At 62.4% G+C, this 19,455-nt stretch carries 18 protein-coding genes; 5 read left to right on the top strand and 13 right to left on the bottom strand.

All coding sequences use genetic code 11. The annotated features are described in order from the left end of the window. Window positions 1-75: 75 nt before the first annotated feature. The 8 genes from AB0O87_RS12910 to guaB form a co-directional block, all read right to left on the bottom strand. Window positions 76-1,884, bottom strand: a complete 1,809-nt coding sequence (locus AB0O87_RS12910) for an ATP-binding protein (protein WP_363516658.1) — start codon at window positions 1,882-1,884, stop codon at window positions 76-78. Continuing rightward, entirely contained in the window at window positions 1,881-2,225 is a 345-nt protein-coding gene (locus AB0O87_RS12905) for a response regulator (RefSeq protein WP_363516655.1), read from the bottom strand. Before AB0O87_RS12905 ends, AB0O87_RS12910 begins: the two co-directional genes overlap by 4 nt. Further along, entirely contained in the window at window positions 2,222-2,365 is a 144-nt protein-coding gene (locus tag AB0O87_RS12900) for a hypothetical protein (protein WP_363516652.1), read from the bottom strand. The genes AB0O87_RS12905 and AB0O87_RS12900 overlap by 4 nt, the downstream gene beginning before the upstream one ends. After that, window positions 2,362-3,849, bottom strand: a complete 1,488-nt coding sequence (locus AB0O87_RS12895) for a glycosyltransferase (RefSeq protein ID WP_363516649.1) — start codon at window positions 3,847-3,849, stop codon at window positions 2,362-2,364. The genes AB0O87_RS12900 and AB0O87_RS12895 overlap by 4 nt, the downstream gene beginning before the upstream one ends. Then, the gene (locus AB0O87_RS12890; protein WP_363516646.1) at window positions 3,846-4,562 is read right to left on the bottom strand and encodes a PHP domain-containing protein; all 717 of its coding nucleotides are present in this window, start codon (window positions 4,560-4,562) and stop codon (window positions 3,846-3,848) included. Before AB0O87_RS12890 ends, AB0O87_RS12895 begins: the two co-directional genes overlap by 4 nt. Next, on the bottom strand, window positions 4,559-5,548 hold the full coding sequence (locus AB0O87_RS12885) for an ATP-grasp domain-containing protein (RefSeq protein ID WP_363516643.1): 990 nt from the start codon (window positions 5,546-5,548) through the stop codon (window positions 4,559-4,561). The genes AB0O87_RS12890 and AB0O87_RS12885 overlap by 4 nt, the downstream gene beginning before the upstream one ends. Beyond that, window positions 5,548-6,591, bottom strand: a complete 1,044-nt coding sequence (locus tag AB0O87_RS12880) for a response regulator (RefSeq protein WP_363516640.1) — start codon at window positions 6,589-6,591, stop codon at window positions 5,548-5,550. Before AB0O87_RS12880 ends, AB0O87_RS12885 begins: the two co-directional genes overlap by 1 nt. A 179-nt stretch (window positions 6,592-6,770) precedes the next feature. Further along, entirely contained in the window at window positions 6,771-8,273 is a 1,503-nt protein-coding gene (gene guaB / locus AB0O87_RS12875; RefSeq protein WP_363516637.1) for an IMP dehydrogenase, read from the bottom strand. 317 nt (window positions 8,274-8,590) lie between these two features. On the opposite strand from guaB, the gene AB0O87_RS12870 reads away from it, so the two are divergent. The 4 genes from AB0O87_RS12870 to AB0O87_RS12855 all read left to right on the top strand — a co-directional run bounded on the left by AB0O87_RS12870 (window position 8,591) and on the right by AB0O87_RS12855 (window position 12,607). Then, window positions 8,591-9,877: a branched-chain amino acid ABC transporter permease gene (locus AB0O87_RS12870; protein WP_363517400.1), complete on the top strand. Its 1,287-nt coding sequence runs from the start codon at window positions 8,591-8,593 to the stop codon at window positions 9,875-9,877. Between the two features lie 3 nt (window positions 9,878-9,880). Continuing rightward, window positions 9,881-10,858 (top strand): branched-chain amino acid ABC transporter permease, encoded by a 978-nt coding sequence (locus AB0O87_RS12865; protein ID WP_363516634.1) that lies wholly within the window; start codon window positions 9,881-9,883, stop codon window positions 10,856-10,858. An 82-nt stretch (window positions 10,859-10,940) separates the two neighbouring features. Continuing rightward, complete coding sequence (locus AB0O87_RS12860; RefSeq protein WP_363517397.1) at window positions 10,941-11,843, top strand: ABC transporter ATP-binding protein; 903 nt, start codon at window positions 10,941-10,943, stop codon at window positions 11,841-11,843. Next, window positions 11,840-12,607: an ABC transporter ATP-binding protein gene (locus AB0O87_RS12855; protein WP_363516631.1), complete on the top strand. Its 768-nt coding sequence runs from the start codon at window positions 11,840-11,842 to the stop codon at window positions 12,605-12,607. The genes AB0O87_RS12860 and AB0O87_RS12855 overlap by 4 nt, the downstream gene beginning before the upstream one ends. Window positions 12,608-12,817: 210 nt before the next feature. Here the strand turns inward: AB0O87_RS12855 and AB0O87_RS12850 are convergent, their stop codons facing one another. The 3 genes from AB0O87_RS12850 to groES form a co-directional block, all read right to left on the bottom strand. Beyond that, entirely contained in the window at window positions 12,818-14,068 is a 1,251-nt protein-coding gene (locus tag AB0O87_RS12850) for an ABC transporter substrate-binding protein (RefSeq protein WP_363516628.1), read from the bottom strand. 155 nt (window positions 14,069-14,223) lie between these two features. After that, complete coding sequence (gene rarD, locus AB0O87_RS12845) at window positions 14,224-15,153, bottom strand: EamA family transporter RarD (RefSeq protein WP_363516625.1); 930 nt, start codon at window positions 15,151-15,153, stop codon at window positions 14,224-14,226. A 125-nt stretch (window positions 15,154-15,278) separates the two neighbouring features. Further along, the gene (gene groES, locus AB0O87_RS12840; protein WP_047524164.1) at window positions 15,279-15,575 is read right to left on the bottom strand and encodes a co-chaperone GroES; all 297 of its coding nucleotides are present in this window, start codon (window positions 15,573-15,575) and stop codon (window positions 15,279-15,281) included. A 158-nt stretch (window positions 15,576-15,733) separates the two neighbouring features. On the opposite strand from groES, the gene AB0O87_RS12835 reads away from it, so the two are divergent. Then, a complete protein-coding gene (locus AB0O87_RS12835) occupies window positions 15,734-16,942 on the top strand; it encodes a class I SAM-dependent methyltransferase (protein ID WP_363516622.1) in 1,209 nt (402 codons plus the stop codon). A gap of 35 nt (window positions 16,943-16,977) precedes the next feature. Here AB0O87_RS12835 and AB0O87_RS12830 read toward each other — a convergent pair whose 3' ends face one another. Both AB0O87_RS12830 and mtnK read right to left on the bottom strand, forming a co-directional pair. Next, window positions 16,978-18,192, bottom strand: coding sequence for a hypothetical protein (locus AB0O87_RS12830; protein WP_363516619.1), 1,215 nt, complete (start codon window positions 18,190-18,192; stop codon window positions 16,978-16,980). Between the two features lie 42 nt (window positions 18,193-18,234). Then, window positions 18,235-19,455: an S-methyl-5-thioribose kinase gene (mtnK, locus tag AB0O87_RS12825; protein ID WP_363516616.1), complete on the bottom strand. Its 1,221-nt coding sequence runs from the start codon at window positions 19,453-19,455 to the stop codon at window positions 18,235-18,237.

Below are 19,455 nucleotides of genomic sequence, written 5' to 3'. Positions count from 1 at the left end.
GCGGGGTGAGCTCAGCGACCCAACCGGGGTGAGCTCAGCGAGCGAGGCGGGGTGAGCTCAGCGAGCGAGGCGGGGTCAGGCGTCGCGGTTGACGGCGCGCAGCGATTCGGTGCGGGGAGAGGTCGGCAGCACGAAGCGGAACTCTGTACCGACGCCTTCTTGGCTCTTCACATCCATCGAGCCACCGTGCGCCAGGACAATGGCTCGGGTGATGGTGAGGCCAAGGCCCACACCAGGCACAGCGTTGCGTGTCGCTGTTGATGCGCGGAAGAACCGAGTGAACAGCATTCCCTGCTCGTCTTCGGGGATGCCGATACCGGTGTCTGCAATAGACAGCTCGATTCCGCCGTCGTTCTGCTCAACTCGTGCCGTCACCGTTCCGCCTCGAGGGGTGAACTTGATCGCGTTCGACAGCAAGTTATCGATCGCTTGACCGACTCTCCCCGCATCGACGACGACCGTCACCGGGGAGGTGCCCACGTCGGCCACGAGGTCGATCCCCTCGCGTTGTGCATGCGGCCCTGCCGAAGCCACAGCGGAGCTGACCAGCTCGGCAACATCGCATTCTTCTCGCTCCAGCGGAAAGCGTCCCGACTCCACCTGAGCGGTGAACAGCAGATCGCCGACAAGATTGAGCAGTCGCTTGGCGTTGCGCTCAATAATCCCCACGAATTCTTGCTGGTCATCTGTGAGAGGTTGCGCTGGGTCATTCTGCAGTAAGTCGAGGAACCCAATAATTGCGCTCAGCGGTGTCCGGAGCTCGTGCGAGATCATCCCGACAAACTCATCCTTCATGCGGGCGACTTCCACAGCCCGTGTTTCATCAGTGAGCACAAACAGGAATCCCTGCTGAGTGCCGGATCCATCGGTGTGCGGACTAACAGTCACCCTCGCAGGGACGGTCGATCCCCCTGCGGTGACGATCTCGATGTCACCGTCGACCATCATCCCCGCATCTGCCTGCGCGAACAGTGCACTAATGCCCGGCGAAAGTTCGGCGCGGCCAGGAACCTCTCCGTCGTCCGTGTGCGTTGGCTCCGTGTTCTCCTCGGCCAGCATCGAAAGCACGTCCCGAGAAAAGAAACGGTCAATTTTCACATCGCTTAGCGCCTCGCTCACCGAGAGCCCAAGAAGGCGCTCCGCCCCGGGGTTCCACGCGGTAACCGTGCCGCTACGGTCTGTCGCAACCACCGCTTGGGCAGTGATCGACGACCACAGGCTCTCGAAAGAATCGAGAAGCTCGCGGTACTGTCGCTCTTTGTCGCGCAACTGCACCACCATCGCAATGTTTTCTGACAGTGCTTTCGTGCGCTCAGCGACCGAATCTTCTGCCTGCTCAGCGCGCACCCGCTGCTGTCGGGAGAGTTGATTGACAACAGCAGCGACGGCGACAAACACGAGCGGAGCGACGACACCGCGCAGCCACTCCGCCGAAGTCGTGGAGGTGTCATTGACGTAAGGCATGAGCAAGGCGAGCGAACTCAGCACTCCGACGAACACGACATAGCGGATGCCAGGGGCCGCAGCCAGCCACACCGCCGGAAGAAGAATCAGCGCTCCGAAGAGGGAGCTCGACCCGCCCGTTCCCGCTCGGAAGAGGCCGAGGCCCACGATGTCGACCATCGGGATCAGCAAGACGATCCATCCATCACACAGCCGTCGAGCGCTCAGCACTGCCGCATGCACCGTCGCGGCAACAACAAGGCCTACGCCCGAAAGAGCGACGAGCATGTTCGTGAACGGCAGATCCATATTCATACAGGTCAAGATCGCCGCGATGATGGTTGCGATGATCGTTGGCGACTGTTTGACGAGCGGACTCGGGCTATCGAACATCTGGTACCAGCGGCGTTCCGCCCTATCCAACGGGGTCACGTTGCTCACCGCATTCTCCCCACCACCGCGTGCACCTCTGCACCCGTAATCGGTTTTGGGAGCGCGGCATCCGCCGGCGGGTAGTCAGTGGCGTCAAGAACGGAACTGATCACCAAGAAACAATCAGGAAAGCGCGCCCTGATGAGCTCAGCGCACGCCTTTCCAGAGACCCCTGGAAGCATGAGGTCCAGAATTACGAGAGCAGGGTCAATCTCGGCGAACGCCGCAATCGCCGATTCTGCGTCGTGAGCCACGAAAACATCGAAACCTTCACGGTCGAGGTAGCGGCGCAGTAGCGCAGCCTGGTCGTGCGCATCTTCCACGACCAGAGCCAACGGCCGACCCGTCATCGCAGCACCAGCTCGCGCACAATCACGATGACCGCGACGACAGCGAGAGTCAGGATTCCTTGAAAGATCAGTCGCCGCTCCCGCCGTGCGTCTGCGGTGATTTCTCTCGCCTCTGAGCGGGGTGACGGTTCTGAGGTCATGAGGCGACCCGTCCGATCTTCTCTGTTTTAATCCAGGAGGCGTCGGCTCGACGCCACTCTTTGATGTAGGAGTCCACGGTGATCGCGCACAGCAGCGAGCCGTAGCCGCACGTGTAAACCAACACGCCAGCGAAAAAGCGGCCACCGGGGAGCGGCTCGATAATACGAGCTAGCCAGGCTCCCAGCAGTGCAATTGGGCCCCAAAGGTAGAAGAAAGCCGCCCAGACAACTCTGCTCTGATCTGTCACCGGGAGCCCGACTTGATCGAGAACCCACGCAAATCCGCTGGGGAAGAGTGCGATCGACATCAGGATCAGCGCCCCAAGCCCAGGGAACATCACGGCTTCACGCCACGACCGTCGTCCTGTCTGCGGATCTAGCTGCACAGAGAACAACATCGAAACCATGTAGACACACGCCGCGGAGATCCACATCACACGGAACACGAACTCCGAAAGTTCGCTGTGCACTGCGAGGAGCGCGAGCATACCGATGGACGCCACGACCATGAATACCGGCAGGAGCAGAACCGTGAACCAGGAGAGGCCAAAGCCCACGCTTCCCAAGTTGTGCACACGGCTCGGGCGGAACCAGAGCTTGCGATAAATAGATGTGAGTTGCACGTTGCCGCGAGCCCAGCGCAGCCTCTGCTTCCACAGACCGTCAATTGTTCGAGGCTCCTCAGCCAGCACCACCGCGTACGGCTCGAAGACCATTCGACGCCCTTGGAGCTGGCCCTCGAAAGTTGTCATCGTATCTTCCGCAAGTGTCCCCGTCGGGATACGGCCACCGATCGCCTCGAGGTTCGCCCGCGAATGCAGCTGCGCTCCACCGGCCAGGCACGCGATGGCCCCCGTGACGTTCTGCGAACGCCGTGAAGCGAGCTGACCAATCACGTACTCAATTCCGATGAACCGGGTGAGGTAATTGCGATCGCTGCTGCCCTCAGCGATGTAAGCGGTGACAGCGCCAACCTTTTCATCGGCCAGGTGCCGGCTGAGCTTGCGCAAGGAGTTTCGCGCGAAGATCACGTCGGCGTCCATGATGAGTACGGCTTCGGTCCACTCGTCGGCAAGCACCACGTCGAGACCATGGTTGAGAGTATGTGCTTTACCCTCGCCGCCTTTGTCTCTGCGCAGATGAACGACGCGCCCTGGATTCGCTTGGGCCTTGCTCGCGACGATCGCCGGGGTGTCATCGGTAGAGGCATCGTCGACGACGAAGATCCGAAGACCGGACGTCGGGTACTCCAGCTGAAGTAGCCGGTCAATCGCCGGGCCAATCACGAGCCCCTCGTTCCACGCCGGAATGATTACCGCGACATTGGGATGGTGAGGAGCCGCCTTGCCGTAGTGATTGCGCAGCGCGTGCATTGGCAATGTAAGAAACTGCATCGCGGTGCTGATGACCGGAAGGGTGCAGACCAAAACCACGATGAGAAAGAACACCGCGAGTGAAGCTTCCCACCAGCTCACAGCTGTCATGAGGATGCACCCAACGCGTCAAGCAGCGAAACCACTCTGGCGTACCGACCGACCTCATCAGCGTTGTGGCTGTCGGTGGAGGCGACAATCTGGCCTCCCGCATTGCGCACGGCCAAAAGCGCACCAACTTCTGGGCAGCCCCACTTCTCGTTGACCTCGACAAGGGTGTCCGTCTCAGCGACGGCGCGGGCCCAGGCCTGGGTACGCTCGGCTCCCAAATCGCTCTCCGAGAGCCCGATTTTGGGAAGGATCGAGAAGCAGTGCGCGAGCTGGTTGCCTGGATACCGGCGCATGGTCGCCATCAGAGCGTCGACGAATTGGTCGAGCACGTCTTCTTTCGCCCATCCTGCCGCCATCCGTTCGCGCACCGTAGAAGGCCCCAGCGGACCCTCGAGGCCAGGGAACTGGTGGTCAGCGATCAGAATTCGATCAATACCGTCGGGGAGCGCCGGGATGTCGAGCGCTCCTGAGGTATCGAGGATCTTCGCTTCGACACCGGTGAGCACCGTGAGCCCATCGGGAAGCCGCAGCGCGCGCACAGCCGCCAGATACTCCGGGACCCACGCTGTGCTCTGGCGGACGTGGTCAACCAGACGCACGGTGCTGAGGCCAGCGGCCGCCGCCGCCTCAACGTTTTCTGCCAGCGTCGAGACGGCATCGTCCGAGAACGTCGAGTGGACGTGGTAGTCGCCGCGAAGCTCCGCGTGACTCACAGCTCCTCCTGATGCCCCGCATGGTCGGAGACCAGCACTTCATCAATCTCGAGGATCACGTCCTCCAAGAACCGCACAGACGCAATCTCATGGAACGGCACATGCACAGGCAGCTCGCGTCCGAGGAACAGATCGGCGACCAACGACGGAATATCAACCCCGGCCGCGATCGTCAGGGGAAGCGCACCGGGGAACCTCGGATTCACTTCCAGCAGAACAGCCCGGCCAGTACGGTCCCGACGCAACTGCACATTCGCGACACCGACGAGCCCGATCGCGCGGGCAATCGACGCCGCCGTCTCTTCGAGTTCCGGGTCACGGACGGTGCGTCCAGCAATCGCGACCCCGGAATCCACCCGCGCGCGGGTGCGGGGCACCGCAGCAACGACGTTGCCTGTGGCATCGGCAAGAACGTCGACGGAGTACTCCTCGCCGGGGAGAAAGTCCTGCACGATCAGACCCTCGTCCAGCGGCAAAGCTTCCAGAGCTGCCCTGTCGGGAACAAGCCGCACACCACGGCTTCCCGCTCCCTGGCGCGGCTTGGCAAAGACCGGGAACTCCCAGTCGACTGCCTCCGCTGCGCTGCCCGCAAGAACAGTGCGGGGAGTGTGCCCTGTGGGCTCGCAACGCTCGGCGAGCGCGAGCTTGTCCAACGCCGTATTCAGAGTGTCGGCCGAGGGAGCAGCGAGCACCGCTGGAGCAAGTTCCTGCCGCCGCCCTGCCAGAGCGATCAGTTCCACATCAACCGTGGAAATCACGAGGTCGAGCCTGTCTTCCGCCACCATGCGCGCGATCGCGGGGACGAAGTCTTCGTCGCGTCCCGGCGGCACAAGTCGGCGCTGCTCTGCGGGCACGAGGTAGATCCCGCTTGCCCAGCCGTCCATGTCGGCGGCGAAGACTGTCAGATCGGAACGACGAAGGAGCGAGCGGATCACCGCGACTCCGGCCGGTCCCCCTGCTCCGGTTACCAGCACACGTTGCGTCATTAGCTTTCCCGTCGAGTGAGTTCGTGGGCCCCGACGAATTCTGCCGTCTCCCGGATTACTTCCAGCGGCTCCACGGCGGTTCCGCCACCGAATCGCGACCAGTAGCGCGCGGTTGCGGTGACGAACTCGGGGGCCAAATAATCACGACTCGTGGACTGCGATTCAAATTGAGAGAGCAGTTCCAACTTGGCATCGAGGTACTGATCGATCCGCACGAAACGCGTCGGGCGGAAGTCGATCGTGGCGGAGGGGCTTTGGTAACAGGCGACAGTACCCACCCGACGCGTCGCGACGATGGTCGCCTCGCTCACCGCGCGGTGGTCCTGGTGGCGATCGTGAGACGAGTGCGTGTAGACAATCGTGGGATTGATCTCCTGCACGATCTCTTCGATCAGCCGCACCGTGGAGCCGCCGCCAGAGATTTCTGTATCGACGAGGTCTTTCAGGAAAAGGCGAGCGCCCAGCATCTCGGCCACGGCCAACGACTCGTTTTGCCTGCTGTCTGCATCGCCCCCGCGGTCGCCGCGGGAAAGAGTGAGGATCGTGATCTCATCCTGCGCCTGTGCGTGGGCTGCCAGCAGGCCGCCGACCCCGATCTCCACATCATCGGGGTGTGCCCCGATGGCCAACACACGCTCAGGCCGACGTGCTTCGTCGCGGCGTCGGCGTCCCTCCTCGACAAGGCGAGTAACGGATTCGACCAGCTTGGCGTTGTCGAGCGGCTTGGTGAGAAATTCGTCTGCTTGCGCACGCAACGCAGAAACGGCGTACTCCACCGAGACGTGCGCGGTCATCACAACGACGGGCACCGTCGGGACCGTGCGTCGTAGTTCCTCGAGGAGTTCGATGCCGCTGAGCCCAGGCATCTCGATATCGGTCACGACGACGTCTGGTCGAACAGCGGCGACGCGTTCGACGGCCATGCGACCATCCTCCGCGACATCGACGATGCAGCCAGCGCGTCGCTCCAACACTGTTTTTACGAGCAGTGCGACGTCTGGGTCGTCATCGACGACGAGGATGCGAGGGGTTGCCTCTGACATGTAGAGCTCTCCTTGGGGAGATTCCCTACCGATCGGGGAATCGGCGAGTTGATCTCGCCCCTACGGGGCTGAGACCGCAGGGAAAGTCGAGCGGTGTAAGTCAATCCTGGCACAACGAGATACGCTCAGGACGCTTCCGCGTCCGCGACGAGTTGCGCGTCGAAAGCAGAAGAAGTCGGCTACTTCTTGTAGTTCGGCGCCTCGACGACAATCTGCACGTCGTGCGGGTGCGACTCCTTCAGGCCAGCCGAGGTGATGCGCACAAACTTGCCCCGCGTCTTCAGCTCTTCGATGGTGCGTGCGCCGACGTAGAACATCGACTGACGGAGTCCGCCAACCAATTGGTAGGCCACCGCAGCGAGCGGACCTCGGTAGGGCACCTGCCCCTCAATGCCCTCAGGGATCAGCTTGTCGTCGCTGGGGACATCGGCCTGGAAGTACCGGTCCTTCGAGTACGACGTCTGCTTGCCGCGGGTCTGCATCGCGCCCAACGACCCCATTCCGCGGTACTGCTTGAACTGCTTTCCTGACTGGAAAACGATCTCACCTGGCGACTCATCTGTTCCGGCAAGAAGAGAGCCGAGCATCACGGCATCGGCCCCCGCGACGAGCGCCTTGGCGATGTCTCCGGAGTACTGCAGGCCGCCGTCGGCGATCACGGGAACGCCAGCAGGCCGCGCCGCCAACGTCGCCTCGTACACCGCAGTAACCTGAGGCACGCCCACACCGGCCACCACACGCGTTGTGCAGATCGAACCGGGGCCTACGCCCACCTTCACGGCATCCACGCCTGCATCTACCAGCGCCTGGGCACCTTCACGGGTCGCGACGTTGCCGCCGATCACGTCAATGTGCTCGAACGAGGTATCGGCCTTCAACCGACGCACAAGGTCGATAACGCCCTGGGACTGCCCGTTGGCGGTGTCGACGACAAGAACATCGACACCCGCGTCACGCAGCGCCTCTGCGCGCTCCCAAGCGTCGCCGAAGAACCCGATGGCGGCACCGACGCGCAGGCGACCCTGGTCATCTTTGGTCGCGAGGGGATACTTCTCGCTCTTGTCGAAGTCTTTGATGGTGATGAGACCGGCGAGCTTGCCCTCTCCATCGATAAGCGGCAGCTTCTCTACGCGGTGCTTGGCGAAGAGGGCGATAACTTCGCCTGCGGCCACGCCGACGGGAGCGGTAACCAGGTTCTCGCTCGTCATGACGTCTTTAACGAGAGTGGTCTGGCGCTCGAAACCGGAGACGAAGCGCATGTCACGGTTCGTGATGACACCGACCAGCTTTCCCTCGGCGTCAACGACAGGGAGGCCAGAGATGCGGTATCTCGCGCAAAGGTCGTCGACCTCTTCTACTGTCGCGTCCTGCGTCGTGGTGATCGGGTCGGTGATCATGCCGGACTCGCTGCGCTTCACACGATCAACGTGCGCGGCCTGGTCGGCAATAGAGAGGTTGCGGTGCAAAATTCCGATGCCACCTTCGCGGGCCATCGCAATGGCCATCCGCGACTCGGTAACCGTGTCCATTGCACTGGAAAGCAAGGGTGTCGCCACAGAGATGCGGCGAGTGATCCGCGACGAAGTATCGGCCTCACTGGGGATGACGTCTGTGTGCCCAGGCAACAGAAGAACGTCATCGTATGTAAGCCCGACGAAGCCGAAGGGATCGTGCTGTTCCATGAAATCTCCTTCTGCGCGAGTCGCGCGCATGTCCGGGTGCAAAGGGACGGTCGACGTCGGCCGGTGGCGGGCCGTAACCCGTATGAAGATTCTAAGCGAGACACGCCAGTGAACATTCCCTAGCCTCACAACTTGAGCACGATGGCGCCTGTGGGTGTAGGAGATTCATGAATCGCCCACTACGCTCAAATGCGTCGTCCAACGCTGCGGTTCACCCGATACCGCGGCGCAGCACTCACAGTGGAGGTTGCGTGGGACCCACATCTCTCGCCGTGCAGCGAAAGCGACCCTGGGTGGTCGCCTTCCTCAGTATTGTCATGGCGCTCAGCGCACTATTGTTCTTGCCTCCATCGGCGGCATCCGCCGAAACGTCGGATGACGGACAAGAGGTCACCGACTTCTACTTCGCCGGCGTCGTGACCAACGCCGATGAACCAGTTGAAGGCGTCGTGATGTCGATCGAGGGGAACGGCTTCGATGCCGAAACCGAGACGGACGCAGAGGGCAAGTGGCGCCTCTACGTTCCCGAAAAGGAGACGTACACCCTCACGGTCGACGAATCGACGTTGCCAGACGGAGTAATCGTCGACGCCACCCAACTCCCTGAGGGCATCCAGCCCGTTGATGGGACGACCGCGTCGTTCGAGCTCGAGTTCGGTCTCACCGGCACGAAGATCGTCAACTTCTTTCTCGGCGCAGGCGAGCGCATCACCGTGTCGTTCTTCGACCAGCTGCTCTCCCGCCTCGTTGGTGGCCTGAACTTCGGCCTCCTCCTCGGTCTCGCCTCCATGGGTGCCGCACTCATCTACGGCACCACCCGGCTGTCGAACTTCGCCCACGGTGAAATGGTCACCTGGGGTGCCGTCGTGGCACTTCTGTGCACCACATTCTGGCAGCTCCCCCTCTGGTTGGGGATCATCGCGGCGGTCGTCGGTGGTGGAGCGCTCGGCTGGGCTTTGGACGCAGGGATCTGGAAGCCGCTTCGACGGCGCGGGCTCGGAATCGTCCAGCTCATGATCGTGAGCATCGGGCTCTCCCTCGCACTGCGCTACAGCATGCAGTACATGATCGGCGGCAGCACCTACCAGCTGCCGGAGGCGAGCCCGACCCCGATGCAGTTTGGGCCGATCTCGCTCTCTTACATCGACCTGATCGCCATGGGGACAAGCATTGTCGTGATCCTCGGGGTGGCGTTCTTCCTCACCAGAACTCGCACCGGAAAGGCGACGCGAGCGATCTCGGACAACCCGCAGCTCGCCGCCGCCTCCGGCATCGACGTCGACAAGGTGATCCGCACCGTCTGGATTCTCGCCGGTGTACTCGCCGCGATCTCCGGCATCCTCTGGGCCTACTTCCGTCCGGGTGTGAAGTGGGACATGGGTATGCAGATGCTGCTCTTGATGTTCTGTGCGATCACGCTCGGTGGTCTCGGATCCGCGATCGGTGCACTGATCGGATCGATCATCGTCGGCATGGCCGTCGAGGTCTCGACACTCTTGGGTGTTCCGTCTGACCTCAAGTACGGCACTGCTCTGGTCGCGCTGATCATCATCCTGCTGGTGCGACCGCAGGGCATTCTCGGGCGCAAGGAAAGGTTGGGCTGACGCATGGACTTCGGAAGCATTTTTAGCAACACCGCCGCCTATCTCTTCAGCCCGACCACCATTGCCTACGCATTGGCGGCCACCGGCCTCGCCGTGCACTTCGGATACACCGGACTCCTCAACTTCGGTATGGCGGCGTTCATGGCCATCGGCGGCTACGGCTACGCCATCTCCGTGTTGACCTTCGGGTTCCCGTGGTGGGCCGGTGTGCTGGTCGGCGTCATCGCCGGCGCCCTGTTCGCTCTCATCCTCGGTATCCCGACGCTGCGTCTGCGCGCCGACTACCTCGCCATCGCAACGATTGCGACGGCAGAGGTCGTGCGCTTGCTGTTCTTGACCGAGTTGTTCAAAGACTGGACCAACTCCGCCGGTGGACTCTCTGGCTACCACCAGAGCTTCCGTGATGCGAACCCCTTCCCCCCTGGCACCTATGGCTTCGGTCCGTGGACCTACAACGCGAATGACCTGTGGGTCCGCGTCGTTGGCCTGCTTGCCCTTGCCGCCTCGGTGCTCTTGGTGTGGGCGCTCATGCGCAGCCCCTGGGGGCGCGTGCTCAAAGGCATCCGTGAGGATGAGGATGCGGTGCGTTCGCTGGGCAAGAACGTGTTCGCCTACAAGATGCAGGCACTCGTGGTCGGTGGCGTGATCGGTGCGCTCGGCGGCATCGTCTTCGTGCTCCCCTCCGCGGTGATTCCGGGTAGCTACTCCACATCGCTGACGTTCTTCATCTGGACCATCCTGCTTCTGGGTGGTGCGGCCACTGTCCTCGGCCCGACTCTCGGCGCTGTGTTGTTCTGGCTGGTGTTCGCGTTCCTCGGGGCACTCCTGCCCGCAATGGCCACCGCCGGTTACCTACCGATGTCCAGCGCTCAGGCCGATGTGGTGCGGTACATCGTGATTGGCGTCGTTCTGATGCTGATCGTCATTTTCCGCCCACAGGGCATCCTCGGAAACAAGAGGGAGATGACCTTTGTCAAATAACGACGGTCACGCGGCCACCCCCGCGAACAGCACACCTCGCGCCAAGACGCAGGGCCTCGCTGCAGGCCCGGCTGTCCCCGGCGTGAAGAAGGTCGACCCGATCCTGGTTGTCGATGCAGTCGAGCGTCGTTTCGGCGGTCTGACAGCGGTCGACGTCGATCACCTCGAGATTCCTCGCGGGGCAATCACGGCATTGATCGGGCCGAACGGTGCGGGCAAGACCACCCTGTTCAACCTGTTGTGCGGGTTTGATAAGCCGAACGCCGGAACCTGGTCGTTCAACGGCAAGGGCCTGTCAGGGGTCCCCTCGTTCAAGGTCGCTCGAATGGGCCAGGTACGCACCTTTCAGCTCACCAAGTCTCTGTCGCTGCTCACGGTGCTGGAGAACATGAAGCTGGGAGCCAAGGATCAACGAGGCGAAGGCTTTTGGTCCAGTCTGTTCCCGTTCTTGTGGCGCAAGCAAGACCAGGAGATCGAAGACCGCGCGCGCGAGCTTCTTGCGCGATTCAAGCTCGATGCCAAAGAGCAGGATTTCGCTGCCTCGCTTTCTGGTGGTCAGCGCAAGCTGCTTGAGATGGCACGCGCGCTGATGAGCGATCCGACGCTGGTCATGCTCGACGAGCCGATGGCCGGGGTCAACCCGGCGCTCACGCAGTCGTTGCTGGAGCACATCCTCAGCCTGAAGGATCTCGGCATGACGGTGCTCTTCGTCGAGCACGACATGCATATGGTCCGTCACATCGCCGACTGGGTGGTGGTGATGGCCGAGGGCCGAGTTGTTGCTGAGGGACCCCCAGACCAGGTGATGGAAGATCCAGCGGTCGTCGACGCGTACCTCGGTGCGCATCAAGATGTCGACCTCGGAGCGGTCACCGGCCGTCTTGCGGTCATCTCTGACGAGGATGCCGTGCGGATTCGTGAGCGGATCGAAACCGAAGTAGAGGCCGAGATCGAGGCCGAAGACGCCGAGGAGAAGAAGGCATGACCGACGCACCCGCTCCGCGGAACGAGATCAAGAACGACGACGTCATTGTCGAGCTCAAAGATGTGCACGCCGGCTATCTGCCAGGAGTGAACATCCTCAATGGGGCGAATCTGATCGCTCGCAAGGGTGAGCTGATCGGCATCATCGGACCGAACGGCGCCGGTAAATCGACACTGTTGAAGGCCATTTTCGGGATGGTTGAGGTGCGCTCCGGCGACGTCACGGTGAAGGGCGAGAGCATCGTCGGCCTCAAAGCCGACAAGCTTGTGAAGCGAGGCGTGGCTTTCGTCCCGCAGACGAATAACGTGTTCCCCTCGCTGACCATCCAGGAAAACCTGGAGATGGGGCTCTATCAGAACCCCAAGATCTTCACCGAGCGCTTGGAATTCGTCAGCAGCATCTTTAGCGAGTTGGGCGGCCGCCTGAAGCAGCGAGCCGGCTCGCTCTCCGGCGGCGAGCGTCAGATGGTCGCGATGTGTCGCGCACTGATGATGGACCCGTCTGTGCTGCTGCTCGACGAGCCATCCGCTGGCCTCTCCCCCGTGCGTCAGGACGATGCGTTCATCCGTGTCTCTGACATCAACAAAGCAGGCGTCACCACGATCATGGTGGAACAGAATGCGCGGCGTTGCCTGCAAATCTGCGACCGCGGCTACGTGCTCGACCAGGGCAAGGATGCGTACGAGGGTTCGGGACGCGCCCTGCTGAACGACCCCAAGGTCATCGGCCTGTACCTCGGCACCCTCGGTACCGACGCCGCCTGACCCCTTTTTTATCCCCCTTTTCCATCCCACTTTTCCATCCCCCACCCCGGAGCACCTGTCGGGAGAAAACGGCCACGGCCGGGCCACACGGGCAATTCGCCCGACGGGCGTGCAAACTCCCGACAAGTGGACATGTGCCGAGGGACATGACGGATGTGACGGGGACGACGAAGGCCCCTGGCGGAGCGCCAGGGGCCTTCGTGTGTGTGATTACTTGATGCGTGAGGTCATGTTCTCAGCGTCGAACTCGTAGACGCCAATGGCCGCACCCTTCGGGTCGTTGTTCTCGTCGAAGAGGATGTCGCCAGAGAGACCGTTGTAGTTGGCCGCGCCGCCACCGTTGATGATGTCTGCGCACTCTGCGAACGTCGAGCATGCTTCGCCGTCGCCGCTACCGCCGGAGACTGCGCCCATCTCTGCGGCGATGTCTGCGCCCTCGACCGAACCAGCGGTCAGAGCCGACAGTGCCATCAGGATGACAGCGTCGTATGCCTCAGCCGAGTAGGTCACAGCGTCGATCGGGTCGTTGCCCTGGGCAGTCCAGACCTCGTTGAGCTGGTCGAGGAAGTCCTGCGGCAGCTCAGCGCCTGCACGTGTTCCCTTGGAACCTTCGAGGCTCGTGGAGATGTCGGCACCCCAGTCCTTGAGGTTTCCGTCGACCAGGTACAGCGCACCGGTGTCAACGCCTGCGTTACCAAGCAGCGGTGCGATGGTTGCGAACTGGTCGTAGGAGACGACAGCCACGGCGTCCGGCTTCTCTGCGGCGATCGTCGCCACCTGAGCGTTGAACTGACCGTCACCCTGGTTGTAAGACGCCTCTGCGACGACCTCACCGCCTGTGCCTTCGAACGTCGCCTTGATGGCCTCGGCCAGGCCGGTGCCGTAAGGGTCGTTCTGGTAGATGATGCCGAGGGTCTTGTGACCGTCCTCAGCGATCTCGTTTCCGAGGACCTCACCCTGCAGGTTGTCACTGGGGGCGGTGCGGAAGTACAGCGGGTTGATGCCAGAGAAGTCAGGCGAGGTGTTCGACGGCGAGACGGTGAGGATGCCTGCACCGGCGTTGCCATCGAGGATGAGCTTGGTGACGCTGGACGATGCAGCACCGACCATCGCGGTGATGCCCGCGCTCTGCAGGTTGGTGATCGAGGTCTCGTACGCCTTGTTGTCGAGGTCACCCTCGTCAGCAGTGGTGAGCTCGATGGTGACACCAGCATCGGCCTCGTTGATCTGGTCGACGGCCAGCTGGACGCCGGCTTCCATCGGCGCTCCGAGGAACGAAAGCGTTCCGGTGGCTGGGAGCAACGAGCCAAGCTTCAGAGTCAGATCGACGGCTGGCTCTGCGCCACCGCTCTCCTCTGTGCTCGGTGTGCTGCTGCAACCGGCAATGACAATGGCGGAGGCGCTGAGCAGCGCGATTCCGGCGAAGACCTTCGCGCTGCGCGAGCCCTTCAATGCGTTCATGATGCTCCCTTGCGTAACTGAACGTGGATTTGACCACAATCGGGTGCTCTAACACTAGAGCGTGGCGCCCGCGCAGAGGGGCCGCCAGTATCTCGGTGCGTTAACGATCCGGTACCGAGTGCCTTTGACGCCCGAATTCAGCCTCAGCCTCAGCCTCACACGGGGAGCGGTTGAGGGATCCGGCGTCCGCGACCAGCCGCAAGCAGGAGGTCGATGATGAAGACGGCGATGGCGATCCAGACGATGATGAATCCCGCCCAGCGCTCCGGCGGCATCGGCTCATGCAGAATCACGACACCGATCAGAAACTGCATCACCGGAGTAATGAACTGAATCATGCCGATCACCGTGAGGTGGAGCCTTCTGGTGCCAGCGGCGAAGAGCAAGAGTGGCACGGCTGTTGCCACACCGGCGAAGGCCAGCAGCAGAGCGTGCGTCCACCCGTTCCCGCCCATTGTGATGCCGGTGGTCTGCGCGACCACGATCAATTGCACGACGGCGATGGGAATCAGCCAGAACGATTCGAGAGTGAGGCCACTCACCGCATCGACAGCCGGCCCGATCTTCTTCTTGACGAGTCCATATAAACCGAACGACGCGGTCAGTGAGAGCGCGATCCAGGGCACGTCACCGTATGCCACCACGATCACCACGACGGCAATCGCCGCGATAGCCACGGCGGCCCATTGCAGACGTCTGAGGCTTTCTTTAAGAACGAAAACGCCCAACAGCACGGTCGTGATCGGGTTGATGAAGTACCCGAGCGCTGTCTCAACAACGTTTCCGCTCAGGGTGCCGATCAGAAACGCCTGCCAGTTGACATAGATCAGAAGACCAGCGAGCGCCGTCCAGCCCAGCAGTTTTGGCTGGCGGAAGATCACCACAAACGCGGCCCATCCGCGCGTCACGGTCAACAGCACAATGCAAAAAGCGAGCGAAAGAAGTACACGCCATGCCACGACTTCCCACGGGCCCGTGGGCAGGAGGAGAAGAAAGTACAGCGGAAGCACACCCCAGAGCAGGTAGGCGGCTCCGGCGTAGGCGACCCCCGCTGTCTGCGTGGCGCGGGCGGTCTCGGTAGGCACCGGTCAACCATATGCCCGAGGTGAAGCCGTTGAAGACAGCAGAAGGCCCGGATGCCTGAGCATCCGGGCCTTCTGCGTAAACCGTGGCACTGCCTCAAGAGAGGGCAGGTACCGGGTTCAGCTGATCAGCGAACGACGACTGCGAGAACGTCGCGTGCGGACAGAACGAGGAACTCGTCTGCGCCGAACTTGACCTCGGTGCCGCCGTACTTGCTGTAAAGCACGCGGTCGCCGACGGCGACGTCGATCGGAACACGGTTGCCGTTGTCATCAATACGACCGGGGCCGACCGCCACGACCTCGCCCTCCTGGGGCTTCTCCTTGGCGGTGTCGGGGATGACCAGGCCACTCGCGGTGGTCTGCTCTGCCTCGACCTGCTTGATGACGATGCGGTCCTCGAGTGGCTTGATAGAAACCGACACTGTCTACCTCTTCTTTCTTGACGCTGACACGAAAGACTTGTTCGCACTCTCAACCCGAGAGTGCTAATCCCAGTGTAGGCGTTTGGCTGGCACTCATGCAATGCGAGTGCCAGCCAAACGGAACCCTCGCGCCGATGAACGGGAATTAGGCTGAGGGCGTGGAGATGTCCGAGCTGCGTGCCCTACTGACCCCCGCCGGACTCGAGCTGCTCGAGGGCGTGGGGACGATCGGATCGACCGCCGAAGTTGCGAGTGCGGTCTCTCGCCTTCGCTCAGCTGGACACTCCCCTGAGCTGGTTTCGGCCGTGGTCGGTCAGGCTCGACTCCGCTTCCTGGCGAGTGCGAAGTTCGGCCCTTTTGCCGAGCGGATGCTCTTCACACGGGCAGGGCTCGAACAAGCCACCAGGCTCGGCGTCGCCGCACGCCACGCTCAACGCATCAGAGGTGCAGGACTCACTGGTGTCGCCGATCTCGGTTGCGGCATTGGTGGCGACTCCCTGGCGTTCACAGGGGCAGGACTCAACGTGCTGGCGGTAGATGCAGACGAAGTCACATCAGCAATTGCGGCGTACAACCTGGCACCGTTCGGGGAGAGTGCGGTCGTGCGGCACGGCACCGCAGAGGAGTCACTGCCTGAGGAGGATGCATCCTCCCGCGCCATCTGGATGGACCCGGCCAGACGCACATCGGGCCACAGCGAAACTCGGCGTGTCTCTGCCGACGACTATTCGCCGTCACTGGACTGGGCCTTCGATGTCGCCTCCCGCATGCCAACCGGCATCAAGCTGGGTCCAGGACACGACCGCGACCTGCTGCCGACAGACGCAGAAACGCAGTGGGTCAGCGCCGACGGAAGCGTCGTCGAACTCGTGGTGTGGACCGGCGCGTTGGCACGAGAAGGAGTGCGTCGCTCTGCGCTCGTGATCCGCGACGACCGCTCCCACGAGATCACGGCCCCCGCAGACGCGACAGACGAAGGGGTGCGCGAACTCGGAGCATTCCTGCACGAACCAGACGGCGCCGTGATTCGAGCCCGTTTGATCGGCGATGTCGCGCGAACTCTCGACGCGGGCATGCTGGATGCGCATATCGCCTACCTGACGTCGGACGCCGCTCTTACAAGCCCCTTCGTGCAGTCGTTTCGCGTGCGTGAGACGCTGCCGGTGCACCCCAAGGCGATCAGCGCCGCACTCAAGGCTCAGGGCATCGGGCGTCTCGAGATCAAGAAGCGCGGCGTCGACGTCGACCCCGCAGCGTTTCGGAAGAAGCTCGTCCTGCGCGGCGACAACGAGGCAACGCTGATCCTCACCAGGGTGGGCAACCAGCGGAGAGCAATTCTCGCCGACCGGGTACCTCCCGCTCGCTAGGCGCAGGTCAGTAGCCTGTGATCGAAACCAGGTGATCAGCCGTCCGCGCTACGCCCGGGGACCTCGACCTGGATGGGGTCGCCAGGAGGGCCATCTACCGCAAACGAGTCCCCCATACCAAGGGTGCTCGCTGGCGCTCCTCCACGCTCAATGATCAGGTTTTCTGACATTGAATTCGATTGCCACTCGTAGCGCGTGGATACCCCCGTTTCGGCGTCAAGGACGTCGAGAATGAGCCTCCCCTCCTGGTCTTGCATCATCTCCGGCTCCACACAGACGAAAGGCGCGTCCTGGGTCGATCCGTCATAGATCAGACACTGACTCTGCGTTCCCGTTTCCATCGCCCGCCAGATTGGCACGTCGTTGTCATAACCGACAATCCAGATCGAGGTGGGGTCATATCCTGCGCTGACAAGCTGCTCTGCCGTCTCTACTTCTTCGTCAGTCCCGTACTGGTAACTGAAGGAGGAGGAGGAGGGGTCATCGATGACGAAAGAACTGACAGCAACAGCCGGTTCGCCCGTGGTCGTGCGGAGCATCTGGGCACCGATCTGGCTTTGTGACCCATCGGGGTTACTTGCTGTGAAGGACCCGAAAAGCCCGTTCTCATTTGCCGAAGCTGTCTCATCACAGTTGGGGAACGTCATATCGGCGTTGCCGAGTACGAGGCATGTGCGCTGCGCGTTATCTTTCGTCGCCCACCACACCACGACACCGTCTTCTACGGCGAGCGCACGAATTGATCCAGCGTCATAGTCCCCGCTAGCGATCAGCTCTGCTTGCCACTTTTGTTGCTCTGCGGTCAAAGGTACGGCGGCGATGCCGGGACCGCTGAAAACGAGCCAGCCCACCCCCAACCCGAGAACGATGGCTAACGCCGCGGCGAGCGCAAGCGGTCGCCATCCTGCGCGCAACAGGGCGCGGAGTTCCGACGGTTTGGGGGCGACGTGCTCGCCCGGCTCCGATTCCTCACCCGAATCCGATTCCTGACCTGGCTCCGATTCCTGATCCGGCTCCGCCTTCGTGGGGGCATCCTCCAGATCGGTGTCATCAGCATGGACGTCAAAGGCTTCGATCCCCTGGTCCGCGGGAGCAGAGGGCACGGGATCTTGCTCTGGGCCTCTCGCAACTCGGCGATCCTCCAGTTCTTGCAGGCGTCGTGCTTCAGCCGCGGTGAGCGCTCCATCTCGCCCATACGCGCGTCTGCGAAGGAAGTGCAACTCTTCGAGTTCCCCCGGGCCCAGAATCATCCCCTCAGCGTAACCGGGCTGCGCCGAAGCAGCGCCAGCACTTTAGGCGAGCAGGTGAGCGTCAAGTACTGTGCGCATGTCGGAGACAGACGACACCTCGGTCCACCCCGCCGCGAGGGCACGAGCAGCCGTCAGTACTGCGCGGGCTGCGGGGGCACGCAGCGACGGCTCCAAGGTCTGGATGTCTGCGACTTTCGCGGCGCCGACGATGCGGCGTGCCATCTTTGCTGCCGCAAACAGCGAGGCCTCGCGCAGTGTTTCGGCGACCCGACGGCGCGCAAATGCGGCATCGAACAGCCTTGTTTCATGCCACGATTCTGCCGCAGCAAGGTATGCCTCTGCGAAACCCGCCCAGGTCTGGTCGATGAGGGAGAGTGCCCACGCTGCACGTTGCTCGTCGCCCAGAGCGCGTGCACGCGCTGCCGCGAAGGCGTAGTTGGCGAACAGGGCTCCGAGGTCGAAGGCGACGGGACCGTAGAAGGCGAACTCCGAATCGAAGACTTTGACAGAGTCAGCATCGTCTCCGCGCTGACCGCTTCCTCGCACCATGACAGATCCGGTGTGCAGGTCTCCGTGAATGAGTGATTCGGCGTGTGTCATGAAGCGCCACTTTGCTTCGCTCATCGCGGTCGCAAACGACAGATCGGCCGCGAGAGCTGCCGCGTCTGCTTCGTTTTCGGGCAACACAGTATTGCGCCCGATGTCGAAGACAGGTTCGGTGAAGACGAGGTCTTCGGTGATCACGCACAGTTCAGCGTTCTGGGAGCGAGCCGCCATGTCGGCGACCTCTCCTCGTTCGCTCCCGAGCACGGAGGTGCCCACCGCGACACCGGCGACGTAGCGTCCCAGTTGCGCAGCCACGCCCTCGTGGTACTCCCCATCGTTCAGTGCACCTCGCCACACACGATGGTCAGAGAGGTCTTCGAGGGCGAGGATGTAGCGCTCGGTGTCGTACTTGATGACCTCCACCACCAGCTCGGGCAAGATCGCGCCGTGCGCGACGAGCGATTCCGCTTCCCTGCGCGCGCGGTCTGGGGTCATCGGCCATCCCTCGCCCGTCATCCGCACATACGGCAGCGATTGCTTCAAGATGAGCGAGCGTCCCGCTCTGTCGCGCACGTGAAACACGACGTTGAGGTTGCCGTCACCGATCTCCCGGATCTCGGCCAGATCGGCGCCGTCGATGCGCTGCTGCAACTCGGGGTGCGCGGTGATGTAGCTGGCGATGTTCGCCTCAGTGAGGAATTCGTACTCGTGGGACAT

This window comes from Microbacterium sp. NPDC076768 (genome assembly GCF_040687205.1).
Taxonomy (GTDB): Bacteria; Actinomycetota; Actinomycetes; order Actinomycetales; family Microbacteriaceae; genus Microbacterium.
The sequence above is the reverse complement of the archived record's forward strand: the minus strand, read 5'-3'. Positions and strand labels throughout refer to the sequence as shown.